Origin of the sequence: Bradyrhizobium embrapense (genome assembly GCF_001189235.2) — a bacterium.
In the GTDB taxonomy this organism is placed as follows: Bacteria; Pseudomonadota; Alphaproteobacteria; order Rhizobiales; family Xanthobacteraceae; genus Bradyrhizobium; species Bradyrhizobium embrapense.
The window spans coordinates 536,642-552,857 of sequence record NZ_LFIP02000004.1; the positions used below are offsets into that span (position 1 = coordinate 536,642).

At 65.8% G+C, this 16,216-nt stretch carries 18 protein-coding genes and 1 pseudogene; 3 read left to right on the forward strand and 16 right to left on the reverse strand.

Features of this window, described 5'->3' with window-relative positions:
- Positions 1–5: 5 nt before the first annotated feature.
- Positions 6–234, forward strand: a pseudogene (locus AKN83_RS38425) (alcohol dehydrogenase); the annotation flags it as partial.
- Here the strand turns inward: AKN83_RS38425 and AKN83_RS21365 are convergent.
- From AKN83_RS21365 to AKN83_RS21375, 3 genes are all read right to left on the reverse strand, one after another.
- Positions 231–1,385 (reverse strand): serine hydrolase domain-containing protein, encoded by a 1,155-nt coding sequence (locus AKN83_RS21365; protein WP_050399781.1) that lies wholly within the window; start codon positions 1,383–1,385, stop codon positions 231–233. The pseudogene AKN83_RS38425 and the gene AKN83_RS21365 overlap by 4 nt on opposite strands.
- 98 nt (positions 1,386–1,483) lie before the next feature.
- Entirely contained in the window at positions 1,484–2,566 is a 1,083-nt protein-coding gene (locus AKN83_RS21370; protein ID WP_063695452.1) for an AraC family transcriptional regulator, read from the reverse strand.
- Positions 2,567–2,634: 68 nt separating this feature from the next.
- A complete protein-coding gene (locus tag AKN83_RS21375) occupies positions 2,635–3,558 on the reverse strand; it encodes a division plane positioning ATPase MipZ (protein WP_050399782.1) in 924 nt (307 codons plus the stop codon).
- Between the two features lie 307 nt (positions 3,559–3,865).
- Between AKN83_RS21375 and panC the strand changes: the two genes are divergently transcribed.
- Entirely contained in the window at positions 3,866–4,717 is an 852-nt protein-coding gene (panC, locus tag AKN83_RS21380) for a pantoate--beta-alanine ligase (protein WP_050399783.1), read from the forward strand.
- Between the two features lie 74 nt (positions 4,718–4,791).
- Here panC and AKN83_RS21385 read toward each other — a convergent pair whose 3' ends face one another.
- The 5 genes from AKN83_RS21385 to AKN83_RS21405 form a co-directional block, all read right to left on the reverse strand.
- Positions 4,792–5,232 (reverse strand): DUF1489 family protein, encoded by a 441-nt coding sequence (locus AKN83_RS21385; RefSeq protein ID WP_050399784.1) that lies wholly within the window; start codon positions 5,230–5,232, stop codon positions 4,792–4,794.
- Positions 5,233–5,363: 131 nt separating this feature from the next.
- Positions 5,364–6,314 carry a hypothetical protein gene (locus AKN83_RS21390; protein ID WP_050399785.1) on the reverse strand — a complete coding sequence of 317 codons (951 nt, stop codon included), beginning with the start codon at positions 6,312–6,314 and terminating at the stop codon, positions 5,364–5,366.
- A 146-nt stretch (positions 6,315–6,460) separates the two neighbouring features.
- Positions 6,461–6,664, reverse strand: a complete 204-nt coding sequence (locus AKN83_RS21395) for a hypothetical protein (protein ID WP_092114848.1) — start codon at positions 6,662–6,664, stop codon at positions 6,461–6,463.
- Between the two features lie 216 nt (positions 6,665–6,880).
- The gene (locus tag AKN83_RS21400; protein ID WP_050399786.1) at positions 6,881–7,249 is read right to left on the reverse strand and encodes a YidB family protein; all 369 of its coding nucleotides are present in this window, start codon (positions 7,247–7,249) and stop codon (positions 6,881–6,883) included.
- 176 nt (positions 7,250–7,425) lie between these two features.
- Positions 7,426–8,079 (reverse strand): glutathione S-transferase family protein, encoded by a 654-nt coding sequence (locus tag AKN83_RS21405; protein ID WP_050399787.1) that lies wholly within the window; start codon positions 8,077–8,079, stop codon positions 7,426–7,428.
- Between the two features lie 116 nt (positions 8,080–8,195).
- Between AKN83_RS21405 and AKN83_RS21410 the strand changes: the two genes are divergently transcribed.
- Positions 8,196–8,873: a DUF599 domain-containing protein gene (locus tag AKN83_RS21410; protein WP_050399788.1), complete on the forward strand. Its 678-nt coding sequence runs from the start codon at positions 8,196–8,198 to the stop codon at positions 8,871–8,873.
- 13 nt (positions 8,874–8,886) lie between these two features.
- On the opposite strand, the gene AKN83_RS21415 is transcribed toward AKN83_RS21410, so the two are convergent.
- The 8 genes from AKN83_RS21415 to AKN83_RS21450 all read right to left on the reverse strand — a co-directional run bounded on the left by AKN83_RS21415 (position 8,887) and on the right by AKN83_RS21450 (position 16,211).
- Positions 8,887–9,801: a hypothetical protein gene (locus AKN83_RS21415; RefSeq protein ID WP_050399789.1), complete on the reverse strand. Its 915-nt coding sequence runs from the start codon at positions 9,799–9,801 to the stop codon at positions 8,887–8,889.
- A gap of 205 nt (positions 9,802–10,006) precedes the next feature.
- Entirely contained in the window at positions 10,007–10,789 is a 783-nt protein-coding gene (locus AKN83_RS21420; protein WP_050399790.1) for an aldo/keto reductase, read from the reverse strand.
- A gap of 72 nt (positions 10,790–10,861) precedes the next feature.
- Positions 10,862–11,056 (reverse strand): hypothetical protein, encoded by a 195-nt coding sequence (locus tag AKN83_RS41275; RefSeq protein ID WP_050399791.1) that lies wholly within the window; start codon positions 11,054–11,056, stop codon positions 10,862–10,864.
- 475 nt (positions 11,057–11,531) lie between these two features.
- Positions 11,532–12,416 (reverse strand): alpha/beta fold hydrolase, encoded by an 885-nt coding sequence (locus tag AKN83_RS21430; protein WP_050399792.1) that lies wholly within the window; start codon positions 12,414–12,416, stop codon positions 11,532–11,534.
- Between the two features lie 45 nt (positions 12,417–12,461).
- Positions 12,462–13,874 (reverse strand): dihydropyrimidinase, encoded by a 1,413-nt coding sequence (hydA, locus tag AKN83_RS21435; RefSeq protein ID WP_157113492.1) that lies wholly within the window; start codon positions 13,872–13,874, stop codon positions 12,462–12,464.
- Positions 13,874–14,638 carry an aspartate/glutamate racemase family protein gene (locus AKN83_RS21440; RefSeq protein ID WP_050399793.1) on the reverse strand — a complete coding sequence of 255 codons (765 nt, stop codon included), beginning with the start codon at positions 14,636–14,638 and terminating at the stop codon, positions 13,874–13,876. The genes hydA and AKN83_RS21440 overlap by 1 nt, the downstream gene beginning before the upstream one ends.
- Complete coding sequence (locus tag AKN83_RS21445) at positions 14,635–15,438, reverse strand: GntR family transcriptional regulator (protein WP_050399794.1); 804 nt, start codon at positions 15,436–15,438, stop codon at positions 14,635–14,637. The genes AKN83_RS21440 and AKN83_RS21445 overlap by 4 nt, the downstream gene beginning before the upstream one ends.
- Positions 15,435–16,211 carry a maleate cis-trans isomerase family protein gene (locus AKN83_RS21450; protein ID WP_050399795.1) on the reverse strand — a complete coding sequence of 259 codons (777 nt, stop codon included), beginning with the start codon at positions 16,209–16,211 and terminating at the stop codon, positions 15,435–15,437. The genes AKN83_RS21445 and AKN83_RS21450 overlap by 4 nt, the downstream gene beginning before the upstream one ends.
- Positions 16,212–16,216 lie beyond the last annotated feature (5 nt).

Genomic DNA, 16,216 nt, shown 5'->3' on the forward strand with positions numbered 1-16,216 from the left:
GACCGGGGGTCGACCTGCCCTACCCCTGGATCATGCGCGAATGCATCAGCATTCACGGTGTGGATGTATCCGCCGGAGGCCACCTTCGGCCTCGTCAACCTCGCCCGCGCCGGGCTGTTGCGGCTCGATCAGTTCGAGGTCACCACCTTCGATCTCGACCACGCCAACCACGCCGTGGCACACGCCGCCGCCAATAGCGGCCCGTTCAAGATGACGGTGCTGGAGCCGAACTAGGTCGGCGACGAAATCGCACCCAGGACGTCTTTGAAGACGGCGTACTGCGCGCGAAAGGCCTCCGGGCTGTAGTCCTGATAGTAGCCTCCGGTCACCACGACAACGAGATCGAGCTCCGGCACGATGCGGATCGACTGCCCGCCACGCCCCAACGCGCCGACCCATTGGACTGCGCGCCCATTGGACTGGGAGCGGCCGAGCCACCACAGGTATCCATATTGCTGATGCTCCGAGGCCTTGAGTTTCGGTGCCGTCGAGCTCTCGATCCATGCCTTTGGGACGATCTGGCGACCGTTCCAGCGGCCACCCGCGAGGACGAGCTGGCCGATCTTGGCCATGTCGCGCGGTCGCAGCCGCAAGCCGCCACCGGCGTCGGTGTCACCCTTGCGGCGCTTCCACTCCACGGCAGTGATGCCAAGAGGCTCAAACAACACCTTCCGAGCAAATTCGTCTAGCGGGCGTCCGGTCGCCTTGCGCACGATGGCCGATACGAGCGCGAGCGCGCCGGTGTTGTAGAAGAACTCCTGTCCCGGCGGGGCCGTCACCGGAAGACCGAGGACGTACCGGCAGGAATCGGGCGACCTGTTCATACGCGCCTCGTCGTTGTCCTCGTCTCCCGTCTCCGGCGTCGCCTCCATCCACTTCTGACCCATCGACATTGTGAGTGCGTGGACCAATTTGAAACGGTCCCGCTCAGGAGAATGCAGATCGGACAGTTCGGGGAAGAAATTCAGGATCGGTTCGTCGACGCTGGCGATCAGGCCGCGATCGATCGCGATACCTGTTGCGAGCGACGCGACGCTCTTCGAGACCGACTTCATGTCGTGCAGCGTGTCGGCATCGAAGACGACGTTCCTCACCTTGCGGTTGTCCACCTCGTCGGGACCGCTGAAGTACCGCTCGAACACCAGGCCGCCTCCGCGCGCGACGAGGACGGAGTGCACGTTGGTAGTCTTCGCGAGGCGATCGGCCATCCTGCACAACGCACCGCGATCGACGAGCCCGTCCTCAGTCACGGGGGCGACGGGCCAACCGTCGTCGCGGCGAACCGGAGCGCTGCAGCTATTGGAGGGGTCCGCGACAGCTGGCAATCGGGCGAGCGGTGTCAACGCAGCGCCCCCGAGCAGTGAAACAAACTGGCGCCGATCCATTCGATCCTCCACTTCGCAGCCCTTGCGACCGCTTGGAGGAGTCTGCCCAATGTCTTCGGTCCGCGCTTGCCGGGTTCAGAATTCGGCTGGCCGATTCCTCAGTCCGACTGGCCGATTCCTGGCTTTCCTGCGCTTCCTGGGCTGCTCGCGCCGTCACCGAACGCGTGCTTCGCCAGCGCCAGCCGCCGGAATTCGGTCGGTGTCAGGTCGGTGGCGGCCTTGAACGCCCGGTTGAACGGACCGATCGACTGAAAGCCGGCGTCCATCGCGATCGTCAGCACCGGCACTTGCTTCTGTGTGGGATCCGCGAGAGCCGCACTGGCATCCTCAATTCGGTAGTGATTGAGGAATGCATTGAAGTTGCGATACCCGAGCCCTTCGTTGATCAGCTGCCGCAGCCGGTATTCCTGAACGCCGAGCTCGGCCGACAGCGAAGCGATGGTCAGTTCCCGCCGATAGGCGCAGTCGACCGTCATCAGGCGCTGCAACCTGCGCAACAGCTCGGCATCGACCGCCGACGGCTTGTCCTCCCGTCCAGGCGGAGCCCCGCCGATACCGCCGGGAACTTGAGCCGCGGCGGGCAGAAGGACGGACGGCCGCTGTGTTGGTGCCACCTGAAACCGGCTCCATGCCGTGATACCGAGCAGCGCCCCCAGCACGGACGCGTTGGCTGCGCTCCAGACCGATGAACTGGCGACCAGGGTCGGCCAAACATTGTGAAAGAAAACGGCGGCGCTCCAGGCCACCGCACCGAGCAGGACGATCGCGCGCAACCGCCGCCGTCCCGCCATCAGGTCCGCCTGCCATGTCGCAACCGTCTGTGCCGCGGCCAGCACGGCGAAGCCGAGATAGACGAACGATAGTGAATCATCGAGCCCACCCCGGAGCACGCCTCGAGCGGGCCAGGCATCGAACAATTGCGCGCCGACGACCGCGACCAGCAAGGCGCCGTGCCACGGCCGGAGCACGAAATCGTCATCGAAGGTCGCGCGCGCCCAGAGCCAGAACAGCACCGATCCGCTGCAGGACAAGGCCAGCAGGATCAGCGCCCAATATGGCCATGGCCGCGGAAATCCCGGCGCCCCGGAAATGGCGGAAGCGGCGACTGCAACCACCAGCGCGGCGGCCAGGCGTGCCGCCGTGTCACGGCGGTCGCGCAGCAACACGGCTGCGATCAGCAACGACAATCCGACGACGGCACCCCGACAACCCAGATCGATCGCCGCCAACGCGCTGCTGCTCACGATCGCTAGCTGCCGATGATGTCGTCGACTTCGAGCGGCTTGTCGACCTGGCTGAACCATTCGGCCCGGTTGGCGGCGCGGCGGCGGCCGCGCTCGTCGAGCGGCAGCTTGAGCTGGCGCAACAGCCCCATCACCTCCTCACGGGCGGTGACGTGCCCGAGGCTCGGGCGGGTGCCGAGCGTCGCTTCGTCGATGTCGTCGAGCGCGGTCAGCCCGCGCGGGAAGAATTCGCGATAGACCACCCGCTCGGCAAAGCCGTCGACCGCACGGAACCCGAGCCGCAGCGACAGCTGCTTCAAGCCGTCGGCGACCAGCTGCTTGTTGCGCGAGCCGAGCATCGACAGCCGGTTGCGCACCACGATCCAGTCGGTCGAGGCCCCGTCGAGATGGCGACGCTTGCGCCTGGCGTCGCGCACCATCTCCGCATAGTGGCTCTCGCCGATCACCGCATAGGTCGCGGGATCGACGGTGCCGAGCACGTCGAAATCGAGGAAGCTGTCGTTGATCGGCGTCACCAGCGTGTCGGCCATCGAATGCGCGAGCCGCATCAGGTAACTGTCGGAGCCCGGGGTATCGATGACGATGAAATCATAGGCACGTTCCACCGCGCTCACCGCGGCCATGAACTGCTGGAACTCGGCGTTCTCGTTCTCCTCGATCTGCATCGTCTCGCCGTACTTGATGCAATAATGCGCGGGGAGCTCGAGATCGAGCCCGGAGCGGCGAGCCCAGGCCTGGCGATTGCCGATGTAGCGGGTAAAACTCTGCTGGCGGCAGTCGAGATCGATGCTGGCGACGCGCTGTCCGGCCTTCAGGAGCGCAACGGCGATATGCAGGGCGGTGGTCGACTTGCCCGAACCACCCTTCTCGTTGCCGAGCACCACGACATGTGCGGAGCCGGATTGACCCTGACTAGCCTGCACCAACATGATTCAATCCCCGCAATGATCTTCAAATCGCGCACGGCTGCGGTCAAGTGAAATGCATCACTGCGCAACGAAATCAATTGCAGCCGCCCTTAATGATGAATCGAACGCGCAAGCTCGCTGCGTCGATCGCAGCCGGCTGCGTCGATCGGCGGCGCGCGGCCAGCGATCCATGCGCGTGCGAGATCGGGTAATGCTTGCGCGGCGGTTTGCCGATGACGGTTCGAACTTGGTAAGCTCCGCTACCTGCCGAATGCCAGACGTTCTACCCGGATTCCCCCACCCAGCTTGCCCCGCGAGTCGAGACCAGATGCCGAGAAATCCCACCGTCGTCCGTACCGTCCCCGCCCTTCGTCGCGCCGTCGACACCCTGCGCGCCAGGAAGGCGACCGTCGCGCTGGTCCCGACCATGGGTGCGCTCCATGACGGCCATGTGTCGCTGGTGCGGCTCGCCAAGCGCCGCGCCAAGCGGGTCGTGGTCTCGATCTTCGTCAACCCGACGCAATTTGCCCCCACCGAAGACTTCGGTTCGTATCCGCGCACCTGGAAGGAGGACGTCGCCAAGCTCGCCGCCGAGGGCGTCGACCTGATCTGGCACCCCGAGGTGAAGGCGATGTACCCCGACGGCTTCGCCACAAGGATCGTGCCGGAGGGACCGGCCACCGCCGGTTTGGAGGATCGCTTCCGGCCGCACTTCTTCGGCGGCGTCGCCACCGTGGTCGGCAAGCTGTTCACGCAAGTCCGGCCCGATGTCGCGATCTTCGGCGAGAAGGACTTTCAGCAGCTTCGGGTGGTGACCCAGATGGCCGCGGATCTCGACCTCGGCGTCAAGGTGATCGGGTCGAAGACGGTGCGCGAACGCGACGGCCTCGCGATGTCGTCGCGCAACGTCTACCTCTCGGCGGAGGAACGGCGCGCGGCCCCCGCGCTCAACCGGGTGATGAAGCAAGCGGCGGGCCGCCTGCGCGCCGGCGAGGACCCCGCGACCACCATGGCCGCCGGCGCCGCTGAGATCACCAGGGCCGGCTTCGTGCTGGATTATCTCGAGGTCCGCCACGCTGCCTCGCTGGCGCCGATCGGGTCGCTGAAGGACGGCCCGATGCGGATGTTGGTGGCGGCAAGGATCGGCAGCACGCGCCTGATCGATAACATCGCGGTCTGAATGGGGCCGGCGGCATTTCGTGACGCAGCGACCCGCGCCAGCCTTCTTCCGATTGCTCCGAGCCGTCCGATCGTTCAAAGCAATCCGAGGTCGCGCAATTCGCGGCGCATCGGCTCCGGCATCGACGCCACGCTGGCTGCACTCGACTTGGTCAGATCCGCGGGCGCGGAGTCGGCAGTCAGGTAGCGCCAGCCCTGGAACGGCCGCATCGGCCGCGGCGAGACCGCGATCACCTTGGGCTGCATCACGATGCGGCAGCGTCCGATGCCGTCCTTGTCGCGGAACGGCTCGATCGCGATGATCTTCTCACGCGCGGCGATCTCGCCCCGGATCACCCAATACAGCGAACCGCCGGCGAGGATCTCCTCCTCGCGTTTCGGCGTCATCCGCGTGATGTGGACGTGACGGAGCGGCAGGCCCTTTTTCTTCGCGGTCGCCATCCGCTCGGCGACCCAGCCCTTGAGTTCCTTGACCGAGTCGCAACCGACGGCGAGCTTGATGAGATGAAGCGGCATCCGCGGGATGTAGCTGCCGGCGGCCGCTTTGGAAAGGGAGCGAAATCGGCGGCAGTGGATATCGGGATTTCCTGCAAGGAATGATGCAACGACGACGGCTCAGGCCGCCGTCGTCACGCACGGTATCACGCTCAGTCCTGGCTCGCGGCCGCCGGCGCACTCGCCGCGGCAGGTGGCGGCGGTGCCGCCGGCGCAGCAGCCGGCGCGATCTGGACCGGGCGCTTTGCTGCAGGCGGCCGCTTCGGGGCGGCGGCAGGCGCGGCAGCAGCGCGTGCGGCCGGCGGCGGGGCCGCGGCGGCCGGCTTCGCCGGTTCGGACGTCATGATGCTGACCGGCGGCGTCGACGACGCGCTCGGAAACTCCGCATTGGTCGGCTTGCCGGTGGGCATCGACGGCGGCAGCGCCGCGACCAGGCCGGCGGTGGCCGACGCCTGCGCGCCGGCCGGCGCGTTCCAGGACGCCGCGTAGCGCGTGACCAGGTTCTCGTACGTCCGCTCGTTCATGTTGTTGATGATCTGATGGTTGTCGCCAAGCGAGCGGAACGCGGGACACGCAGTCGGGGTGCAGTGGTCCCGCGCCATCAGCGCATAGGCCACCAGACCGTAGCGGTCGTGCTCGACGGCGCGGCGCAACGCCTGCAATTCGGTGGTCGTATTGCGCTCCGCGGTTGCGAGGTCGCCGAGCGCGGTCAGGCGCGAAATCTGCGCCGCCGCATAGCTGACCGCGGCTGCAGCCGTGTCGGACGAGCCGAACAACACCTTCTCGCAGGCATTGAGGACGGCGTCTCCGGCGAGGTCGTCGATGCAGGCCAGCGCCGGCGCGGTCTGGCTGGTGAATTGCGCCGTGCGCGTGTCGGCGGGAGCCGCCTGCCCGCCCGGCCCGAAGCCGCGGATCGTCGCGGCGACCGCAACCGCGATCGACAGCAGCGTGATGACGGTCAGCGCGCCGTTGGCGACGGACTTTTCCGCGCGCAGCAGCGTGACCAGGACGACGATCCCAAAGAAGCCCGCCGCGGCCAGCGTCAGCCACATCGGGAAGGTCGGTGAGCGCCAGATCTGATCCAGCGAGGAAGCCCAATTCATGCGCGATGTCCCTCAACGCAGCGTAAGCACAACCGGCGACGGCGAACGCCGCCACCCCGACGTCCAACCTTCAGCACAATGGGTCTGCGAACAGGGCCTTTTGACGGCGACGGCGCGGATCCCGCTCCAGCCACCGCACAACGCGTTCAGGACAGCGCCAGCTGACTCTCCTTGGCCACTCGTTCGAAAGCTTCAGTCGAGCTCTTGATGCGATACTGGCAATCGTCCCCATCGGTCGGCAGGAGGCGGATCACCTCATAGGTGCCGCTCGCAGCGGGGCGCGCCACGTTGCTGGCCGTGAAATAGACGATCTCGCCAATCGAGTACTTATGCTTCAACGCCCTCTCCATTTTCTTAGAGATTGCTGGCTGAGCTGACAGTCCCGATAGCTCAAGCCGGCATTTTGAGAACCCTGCGGCAAGCTAGCACATCGCCCTGCCCCAAATCCAGCAAGATTGGGGCGTGGCGGAGGTGCGATTTTGCAGATTTTTCAGAGCGATAGGCAGCAATTTGCGCGCCGGCCGAAAATTGCCCGCCGACCTCGGCCGGAACCCGGTTCCAGCGGCTCAGGCGGTATGCGGCAACTTACCGTTGGGGCTCGCGCCGTCGACGGCTGCCGGAAGTTGCTGGGCCAGCACCTTGGACAGCTGGTCGACCGGGATGTTGAACTTGGCGGCGAGCTGCTTGACGGTGTCGCTGCCCAGCACCTCCTGGAGCTGCTCGGCAGTGATCGGCAGGTTCTGGCCGGTGCCGATCCAGGATTTGACCTGTTCGCCGAGGCCGGCCTGCTCGAGCTTGGCGACGATCGCCGACAGGCCGCCCTGCCCGCCATTGCCCATCACCTGGCCGAGCACGACCGGGATCACGGCCGCCCCGAGCTGGCCAATCATGCCCTTCAGCTCCGGCGAGTTCTCCAGGGAATCGAGAATGCCCATGGTCTAAGTCCTTTCGCGACTTGCAAAACCGCTGTTCCGGATTCGACGCCTTCGGCCCCGCGGCGTCAAGCCGCGATCTTTGTCGGCGCTGTCACAATTCGGCAGCGCAAGAAGCGTTTTCGAGCGAGGTGGATGCCGGCTCGCGTGAAGAAAACGCGGCAAAACAAGGATCTAGCTCAGGCGTCCTCGAATCGGTCGATCCGCAGCGTCTCGGCGAGGCCGTCGCTTGTCCATTGCTGGAACGCCGGCAGCTGCATCATGGCATCGACATAATGCTGCGCCTCGGGCTTCACCGGGATTGCGTAGGTGCGGAAGCGATGCACCACGGGCGCGTACATCGCGTCCGCGCCGGAGAATGCCCCGAACAGGAACGGACCCTGTTTGCCGTAGCGCGCGTGGCAGTCGGCCCAAATCTCCTCGATCCGCGCCACATTGGCCCGCGCATCGTCCGACAGCGCCACGGCGCGGATCGGCCGGTGCAGGTTCATGCCGCATTCGCTGCGCAGCGGCACGAAGCCGGAGTGCATCTCGGCCGAGATCGCGCGGGCATGCGCGCGCGCGGCGCGATCCGAAGGCCACAGCTTCGCCTCGGGAAACTTCTCGGCAAGATACTCGATGATCGCCAGCGAATCCCACACCGTGACGTCGCCGTCGATCAGCGTCGGCACCTTGCCGGCCTTGCTGAAGCTGAGGATACGGTCCTTGTCGGCCTGGTCGGTGTAGAGCGGAATGAAGATTTCCTCGAACGGGATGTCGTTGGCGCGCAGCGCCAGCCAGGGCCGCATCGACCATGACGAATAGTTCTTGTTGCCGATGACGAGCTTGAGCATGTCCGGGAATCCTGTTGGCACGCCAGTTTGCCATAGTGCATTGCACGCGTTCAACCTGTACATGACGCGGGATGCAGCGCGGCGGACCGGCCGCACGTTGACGAAGGAAGACAGCAATGACCGGCTATTGGGTCGACATCCTGGCCGTCGGCTTCTTTGCGCTGGAATGGCTGGTCTATGCCATCACGCTGGAGCACACCGCCTATGGCCGCGACAGCCTGTCGGCGCGCATGCATGTCTATCGCGAGATCTGGGTCAGGAACCTGCTCAACCGCGACGCGCGGATGGTCGACATGCAGATCATGGCCAGCCTGCAGAACGGCACCGCGTTCTTTGCCTCCACCAGCCTGATCGCGATCGGCGGCGCGCTGGCGCTGCTGCGCGCCACCAATGACGCGCTCACCGTGCTCGGCGCGCTGCCGGTCAACCTGACGCCCTCGCCCGCGCTGTGGGAGATCAAGTGCATCGGGCTGATCCTGATCTTCATCTACACGTTCTTCAAATTCGCCTGGGCCTATCGCCTGTTCAACTATGTTGCGATCCTGTTCGGCGCGATGCCGCCGGCCGGCCAGCGCGACACGCCGGAGGCCGAGGCCCACGTGATCCGCACCACGCGGCTGTTCGAGACCGCGGGCCGGCACTTCAACCGCGGCCAGCGCGCGTTCTTCTTCGCGCTCGGCTATCTCGGCTGGTTCGTCAGCCCGTGGGTGCTGTTCGCCACGACAGCCGCGGTCGTCATCGTGATCTGGCGCCGGCAATTCGCCTCGAATGCGTGGCAGGCGATGGGGAGTTGAGATTTGTCCCGGCTCACGACGCGAAATCGCGCGGCGTGAAGTCGAGGTCGAGCACCTTCCATTCGCCGTAGCGATCCCGCGGCAGCATCGCGTAGGGCTGGCAGGCCTGCAGCGCCTCGGTCGCGCTCTTGAGCAGCAGTGGCCCTTTTTCCGATGCGGTGGCTTCGATCAGCAAGGGCGCCGCGCCGAGCTTGCCGTCGGGCTTCATGAACACCCTGAGCTTGATCCTGACGTCGTCGCCGGTGCTCAGCGTCGCCGGGAGCTTCATGCAGCTCTTCAGATGACGGCGGAATTCGGCGACCACGCTGGAGCCGACGTCGGCCTGCTCGGTGGCCGCGGCGTCGAAATTGTCCTTGCCGGGACCGGGGCCGTGCGGCGCTTCCGGCAGCTTGACGGGGATGTCGGGCGGCAGGCCGAGCATGACATTGTATTTGACGGACAGGTCCGGCTCGGGCTGCGCATAGGCAGGTTGCGACGGCGGCGTTGCTTGCTGCGCCATCGGCCGGGGCATCGGTGGCGTCTGAGGTGCCGGGGGCGCGGCCGGCTGCTCGAGCGCGGCATGCTGCGGAGCCGGGCTGGGTTTGGGCTCCGGTGGCGTCGCCTGCTTCTGCGGCGGTTGCTGCTGGGTCTGCTGTGGTTGCTGTGCGGGCGCTTGCGTTTTTGGTTCAGACTTCGCGGTGTCGACCGGCTTGTCGAGCGAAGGCAATTGCAGTTCGGGCGTCGGCGACGGGCTCGGCACCGGATCGGGCTTGATCTCGGCCTGGACCTCGCTCCTGGCGACCTCCTGCGGCGTCACGATCTCGACCGGCACCGTGTCAGCTGCGACGGGATCGAACTGATGCACCTCCGAATACAGGAAAATCAGCCCGAGCAGCATCAGGTGCACGAACACCGATGCCATCAGATCCGCGTTTGGCCGAAACTTCATCCCACTCGATCACATCAGTGCCGTCTCCCCGACGGTCACAATACCGGCCGGAACCCGCCGGCCTCAATCCCCATTCGGTCGAGAACCGCAATCGGCCATCGGGCAATAGCATGATCCGGACCCGTGCCCAGCCATTTTCCGCGTCGCGATTCACAGGCAGGGACCCGATGGGCCATAGGTCGTCAGATGAGAGCCGGATCGGCCGTCAGCGCGTGGCGCTCCCCATCGCCGAAATTTCGCGCATGTCCTCATCCGACAATTCGAAGTCGAAGATGTCCAAATTCTCCTGGAGCCGCTCGAGCTTCGAGGTGCGCGGGATCGCGGCGACATTCTGCTGCACCAGCCAGCGCAGACTGACCTGGGCAGCCGACTTGCGATAACGGTCACCGATCCGCGTCAGCGCGCGGTCGCCCTTGACTCGCCCTTTCGCGATCGGGCTGTAAGCGACGAATGCCATGCCATGGCGTGCACAGGCCTCGATCACATCGGCCTTGCCCAGATAAGGATGGTACTCGACCTGATCGCAGGCGAGCGGCTCGGGGCACGCCGCCACCGCCTCCTCGATCAGCGCCACATTGAAATTCGAGATCCCGATATGCCTCGCCAGTCCCGCCTGCCTGACCCGCGCCAGCGCGCCGAGCGTCTCGGCAAGCGGCACCTGCGGATTGGGCCAGTGCAGCAGCAACAGATCGACCTCGGTCATCCGCAGCCGCGCCAGACTCTCCTTGGCGGACCGTTCGAGATCCTTGGCCATGAAGTGCGTGGTCCAGACCTTGGTGGTGACGAACACATCATCGCGCTTGATGCCGGAGGCGCGCAGCCCCTCGCCGACCTCACGCTCATTGTCATAGATCTGGGCGGTGTCGATATGCCGGTAACCCAGTCGCAGCGCCTGCTCGACGATGCGGGCGCAGGTCCGCCCGCGCAGCTCCCATGTGCCGAGCCCGATCGCGGGGATTCTGGCACCGTTGCCTTCGACCACATTCATGCGGCCATTATGCGCGCACGACGAAGACCTGCCAACTCACGTATGAGTTCCGCGGTGAGCCGTCGCGACCGCTCACCGCTCCGGCTGGTAACCGTCGGTCAACGTCTTCAGGAACGCGATGATGCCGGCTTCATCCTGCGCCGTCATCGCCGGCGTGTCGCCGAGATGGCGCTCGAACGGCGGATCGCTGACGTCGACATTGCCGTGATGCTTCACCGGCAGCTCGTCGTATTTCTGCGCCGTACCGTCGGCGGCATGCGGATACACCTTCTCCGGATTGGTATCGCGGATAGAAATCGAGCACCTGCTCGAGGCTGGTGAAGACGCCATTGTGGAAGAACACACGGCGGGTTGCGGAGTTGCGCAGGGTCGGCGTCAGAAACATTCCGCAACGCTGCGCCTGCTCGGCAACGTTGGTGCGATACGGAAACTCACGCGGCAATTGCAGCGCGCGCGAACGGCGGGTGAACGCAACGCTGAACGCGCTTGCGGAGCCATAGCCGACGCGTTCTGGCCGGACCAACGCATGATGCGATCAGTTTGCATCGGAGCGGCATCACTTCTCCCTTCGGAGAGGTAAACCGAGAGAAAGGGATGCCGCACAATTTCGGAATATTAGAAGAGTATCCCTGAGTTGCCCGACGTGTCAAGTTGAATGCCGGCCGCCGCCCGCTACTTTGCATGGGGTTGTTTTCGATATTTTGGCGGCGGCCCTGCGACGACCCCGTCATTTCACGTTGTTCTAGCCCTTCATTCCCGTGATAGAGGCACTGACCGCACGCGGATCGCGCTGCGGCCAGCGGCCGCCTTCGACCTGCGCCAGGAAATCGCCGACGATCCGGTTGTATTCGTCGGGCTCCTCGATGTTGATGGCGTGGCCGCAGTTCGGCATCACCGCAAGCGCGGCGGACGGGATGCTCTGCTTCATCAGGATGCCCGGCAACAGGCACGGCCAATCCTCGTCGCCGGTGATGACCAGCGTCGGCACCGTGATGCGCTTCATCTCATCGACCAGCGTGTAGAGCGAGGGACGCTCCTTCTGCACGCCCTGCTGGGTGTTGGCCGATCCCACCGCCGAGTGCTCGGCCAGCATGGCCTTGAATTCGGCGTGGCCGCGGGGGTCCTTGTTCTCGTACTGCACGCGGGTCGGCCCGTAGGCATAGCGCTCGGCGAACGCCGGCATCCCCTCCTTGCGGATCATGGTGGCGATCACGTCGGCCTCGGCGCGAAACGTCTCGCGCTTATCGAGCTCGGCGCCGTAGCCGCACCCGCCGATGCACAGCGACAGCGCTCGCGTCGGATGACGCAATCCGAAATGCAGCGTTGCAAAACCACCCATCGAGAGGCCAATGATATGGGCCTTGGGCGCACCGATATGATCGAGCACCGCCAGGATGTCGTCGGCTGCGCGCGCCTGCGAGTAGGACGAGACCTGTTCCGGCACGTCAGACGGCGGAAAGCCGCGCGCATTATAGGCGATGGTACGGAAGCGCTTGCCGAAATGGCGCATCTGCGGCTCGTAACTGCGCAAATCGCCGGCGAATTCATGGACCAGGATCACCGGATGGCCGGATCCGGTCTCCTCGAAATAGAGCCGCACGCCGTCATCTGTTATAGCAAAGGGCATGGTGGTCTCCTGCCTTCTTGTTTCGCGGGTTGCTTCCTTCGCGCGTTACGGGATGGTCGCCCCCGCCGGAGGTTTGGCGCGCGGCAAGTATGTGCCGTGCGCCTTGCTGCCGACAAGGAGCCCGTCGTCGACGACCACCTTGCCGCGCACCATGGTGAGCACCGGCCAGCCGGTGACCTCGAGCCCTTCATAGGGCGTGTAGTCCGAGCCGTCGTGGATCAGCTCATGGCGGATCGTCACCTTGCGCTTGGGGTCCCACAGCGCGATGTCGGCATCGGAGCCGACCGCAATGGTGCCCTTGCGCGGATAGAGCCCGTAGATCTTGGCGTGATTGGTGGCGCTGAAGGCAACGAAGCTGTTGAGGTCGATGCGCCCCTTCACCACGCCCTCAGAGAACAGGATCGGCAGCCGCGTCGCCACGCCGGGGATGCCGTTCGGCACCCAGCGGAAGCTGGTGCGTCCCTTGGGCGCGAGCTTTCCTTGCGGGTCGTCGTAGCGGAACGGACAATGGTCCGACGAGAACACCGAGAACACTTTCTGCTGCAGGCCCTCCCAGCACGCCTGCTGGCTGGCGACGTCGCGCGGCGGCGGCGAGCAGACGTACTTCGCGCCTTCCATGTTGAGCTGATCGAGATCCTTCTCGGTCAGCATGAGATATTGCGGGCAGGTTTCGCCCATCACCCTGAGGCCCCGCTGCTGGGCGCGGCGGATTTCCTCCATCGCCTCGCGGTTCGAGACATGCACGATCATGATCGGCACGTCGACGAGCTCGGACAGCGAAATCGCGCGATGGGTGGCCTCGCGCTCGACCGGGATCGGTCGCGAGGTCGCGTGGAAGCGCGGCGCAGTATTGCCGGCGCGTTCCAGCCGGTCGGTGAGAAAGCGGATGGCGTCGAAGTTCTCCGCATGCACCATCAGCATCGCGCCGGTCTCGCGCGCCACCGACATGGTCTCGAGCAGCTCGCGATCCGACAGCGCCAGCCCCTCATAGGTCATGAACACTTTCAGCGAGGTGTAGCCGTCCTCGACCAGTGCCGGCAGCTCCTGGCCCAGCACGTGCTCGGTCGGATCGGTGACGATCAGATGGAACGCGACGTCGACATGGCATTCGCCCTCGGCCAGCGAATGGTAATGCTTCAGCGCCTCGCGCAGCGTCTGCCCCTTCTCCTGCAGGCAGAACGGCAGCACGGTGGTGTTGCCGCCGAACGCCGCCGAGCGGGTGCCGCTGGCAAAGCCGTCGGCCATCACGATGCCGTCGCCCGACGGCTGGGCGAAATGGACGTGGCTGTCGATGCCGCCGGGCAGCACCAGCCGGTCGGTGGCGTCGATGATCCTGGTTGCATCGCCGAGATCATGACCTAGCGCCGTGATCTTGCCGTCGCGGATTCCGACGTCGCAGGCGAAGGTGTCGGCAGCGGTCACGACGGTGCCGCCGCGGATGATGGTATCGAAGGACATCAGTTTGTCCCCTCTTTCGGTGAGCGATGTTCGATGATGGCGGCAAGCGGCTCGGCGAGGCCGATCGTCGGCTTCGGATCGGGCCGGCGGAAGGTGCCGGCGACGGCCTTGCGCGGCTCGAGCACGGCAAGCGTCTCCGCCTGGCGCACGGCGGCCGCGACCGGATCGATCACGGGCACCGGAATGCGGTCGCGGACCTTTGCGGCGAGCCCTGCGAGCGGCGCGCCCGACAGGATGACGACGTCGGCGCCGTCCTGCGCGACGGCCTGGTTGGCGAGCGCGACCAAGAGCTCTTCCTTCTCGGACTGCACGTCGGAGATCGACTGGAAGCTGCCGTCGAGCGTGCGGATGCCCGCGCAGCGCGCGCTCAAGCCATGCATGGCGACGCACTCCTCGTACCATGGCGCCAGCGCGCCGGCGAAGGTCACGATCGAGAACCGACGGCCGAGCATGCAGGCGGTGAGCATTGCCGCTTCCGCAAGGCCGACGACCGGAAACGCGAACAGCTCGCGCGCGCCGAACAGGCCGGGATCGCCGAACGCGGCGATGATCGCGGCGTCGATGCCGGGGCCTGCCTCGGCCAGCATCGCCAGCGCGATCGCGCCGCCGATCTGCGCCTCGGCGCGGGTCGCAATATAGGGCACGCCACGCGTTGCAGTGGCAGGAACAAGCTCGGTCCCGGCTGACGCGGCCTTGCTGCCGGCGACATGGAGCAGATCCGTTACCGCCGCCGTCGTGTTGGGATTGAGCAGCAGGATCTTCATGATGCAGCATTCCTCGTCTTGCGGCCACGCGGCTTCGCGGAAGTGTCCGCGACCGCGGCCTCATCTCCCTTGCCATCCAGCGTCTCGGCGACGATCTCGCCGGTGCGGCGCACGTGGTGCGCCAGGATCTGCCCCGCCCGTGCCGCATCGCGGCGCCTGAGCGCGGCCAGGATGTCCTGGTGCTCGCGCACCGATTCATCCCAGCGCCCGAGCACCGAGAGTGCGAAGAAGCGTGCCCGCTCGGCCCGCGCCAGCAGCGCCTCGTGCGTCGACTTCAGCACGGCGTTGCGCGCGAAGCCGACGATCGCCGAATGGATCTGCTGGTTGGCCTGGAAATAGTCGCGCAGCTCGCCGCGGCCGTGATGCCACTCGATCTTGTCCTGCAGCGCATCGAGCCGTTCGAAGTCGGCATCCTCCATGCGCAGCGCGGCGAGTTCGGCAGCGCAGCGCTCGATGCCGCTGACCGCCTCGAACAATTCGGTCAGCTCGGCGCGGCGGAATGGCGCGACCACCGCGCTGTGGTTGAGCCTGAGCTCGACCAGGCCCTCGTTCGCCAACTGCTTCAGCGCCTCGCGCAGCGGGGTCCGCGAAATGCCGAGCGCATCCGACAGGTCCGCCTCGCCGAGCGACTGTCCCGGCGCGAGCTCGCCGCGCACGATCATGGTGCGCAGCCGCGCAGCCGCCTGCTCGTGCAGCCCGACCCGCGGTACGCGCAGGCGGCGCCGTTGCAGCGCCGTGATCGCGCGCTTGGGTTCCTTGCTCCGTCTGGTCGGCTTTGCTTCGGTCTTGGCGTCAGTCACCGCATGCCTTCATTGTCTTGATGGGAGATCGCGGTCGCTGCGCGCAGATTGGGATTCGTAAACAAGCTGCCCCAGCCTTGCACGCGCGAGGGGTCGCTGCCGACAGCTGCGAGGCATGCCCACAGCGTCACGGCGATCGAATCCAGCACCGGCACGCCAAAACCGCGCTCCAGTCGCTCGGCGGCGCCGGCGCCGCGCATGTTGGTGCAGAGCACGACGGCGGCATCGCAGCCCTCGCGCACGACTTCCTCGATCAGGCCCGCGACTTCGACCTCGCTGACCTCGGCAAAGGAAAAATTGTCCTGCAGCGACAAATGCCGTTCGGCGAAGCAGTGCAGCCCCGCCGCATTCCAGTTGGCGATAATCCGCTCCTGCACATCCTTGCGATACGGCGTCACCAGCCCGATGCGTTCGGCGCCGATCCGCCGCAGCAGGTCGCGATAGGCCAGCACCGTGGTGCAGGCCTTGATCCCGGTTGCTGCGGTGATCTGCTCGCACAGGCTCTCATCGCGATCGAAGCCGAGCCAGCTTGCCGAGGTGCCGTTCCAGGCGATGACGTCGACCTTGGCGTGGGCAAGCAACTCGGCTGCGCGCAAAATCTCGGTGGCATCGAACTGGCGCAGCGCCTGCTCCGACAGCGCGATCTCCGTCACCTTGAAGCGCGCGAAATGCGCGGTGACGTCATCGACCCCACCGAGCATCGCATAGGTGATCGGCTCGAGGGCGGTATTCGACGACGGCGTCAGCATGCCGAGCCGGACAGGACGTGTCATTCGTA

Excerpts from the sequence above, each read along its gene's own strand:
- AKN83_RS21450 (WP_050399795.1), bottom strand. The coding sequence starts at position 16,211 with ATGACACGTCCTGTCCGGCTCGGCATGCTGACGCCGTCGTCGAATACC.
- AKN83_RS21395 (WP_092114848.1), bottom strand. The coding sequence starts at position 6,664 with ATGGAGAGGGCGTTGAAGCATAAGTACTCGATTGGCGAGATCGTCTAT.
- AKN83_RS21415 (WP_050399789.1), bottom strand. The coding sequence starts at position 9,801 with ATGAAGTTTCGGCCAAACGCGGATCTGATGGCATCGGTGTTCGTGCAC.
- AKN83_RS21390 (WP_050399785.1), bottom strand. The coding sequence starts at position 6,314 with ATGAATTGGGCTTCCTCGCTGGATCAGATCTGGCGCTCACCGACCTTC.
- AKN83_RS21400 (WP_050399786.1), bottom strand. The coding sequence starts at position 7,249 with ATGGGCATTCTCGATTCCCTGGAGAACTCGCCGGAGCTGAAGGGCATG.
- AKN83_RS21440 (WP_050399793.1), bottom strand. The coding sequence starts at position 14,638 with ATGAAGATCCTGCTGCTCAATCCCAACACGACGGCGGCGGTAACGGAT.
- panC (WP_050399783.1), top strand. The coding sequence starts at position 3,866 with ATGCCGAGAAATCCCACCGTCGTCCGTACCGTCCCCGCCCTTCGTCGC.
- AKN83_RS21430 (WP_050399792.1), bottom strand. The coding sequence starts at position 12,416 with ATGCCCTTTGCTATAACAGATGACGGCGTGCGGCTCTATTTCGAGGAG.
- AKN83_RS21405 (WP_050399787.1), bottom strand. The coding sequence starts at position 8,079 with ATGCTCAAGCTCGTCATCGGCAACAAGAACTATTCGTCATGGTCGATG.
- AKN83_RS21375 (WP_050399782.1), bottom strand. The coding sequence starts at position 3,558 with ATGTTGGTGCAGGCTAGTCAGGGTCAATCCGGCTCCGCACATGTCGTG.
- hydA (WP_157113492.1), bottom strand. The coding sequence starts at position 13,874 with ATGTCCTTCGATACCATCATCCGCGGCGGCACCGTCGTGACCGCTGCC.
- AKN83_RS21365 (WP_050399781.1), bottom strand. The coding sequence starts at position 1,385 with ATGGATCGGCGCCAGTTTGTTTCACTGCTCGGGGGCGCTGCGTTGACA.
- AKN83_RS21420 (WP_050399790.1), bottom strand. The coding sequence starts at position 10,789 with ATGAATGTGGTCGAAGGCAACGGTGCCAGAATCCCCGCGATCGGGCTC.
- AKN83_RS21385 (WP_050399784.1), bottom strand. The coding sequence starts at position 5,232 with ATGCCGCTTCATCTCATCAAGCTCGCCGTCGGTTGCGACTCGGTCAAG.
- AKN83_RS21410 (WP_050399788.1), top strand. The coding sequence starts at position 8,196 with ATGACCGGCTATTGGGTCGACATCCTGGCCGTCGGCTTCTTTGCGCTG.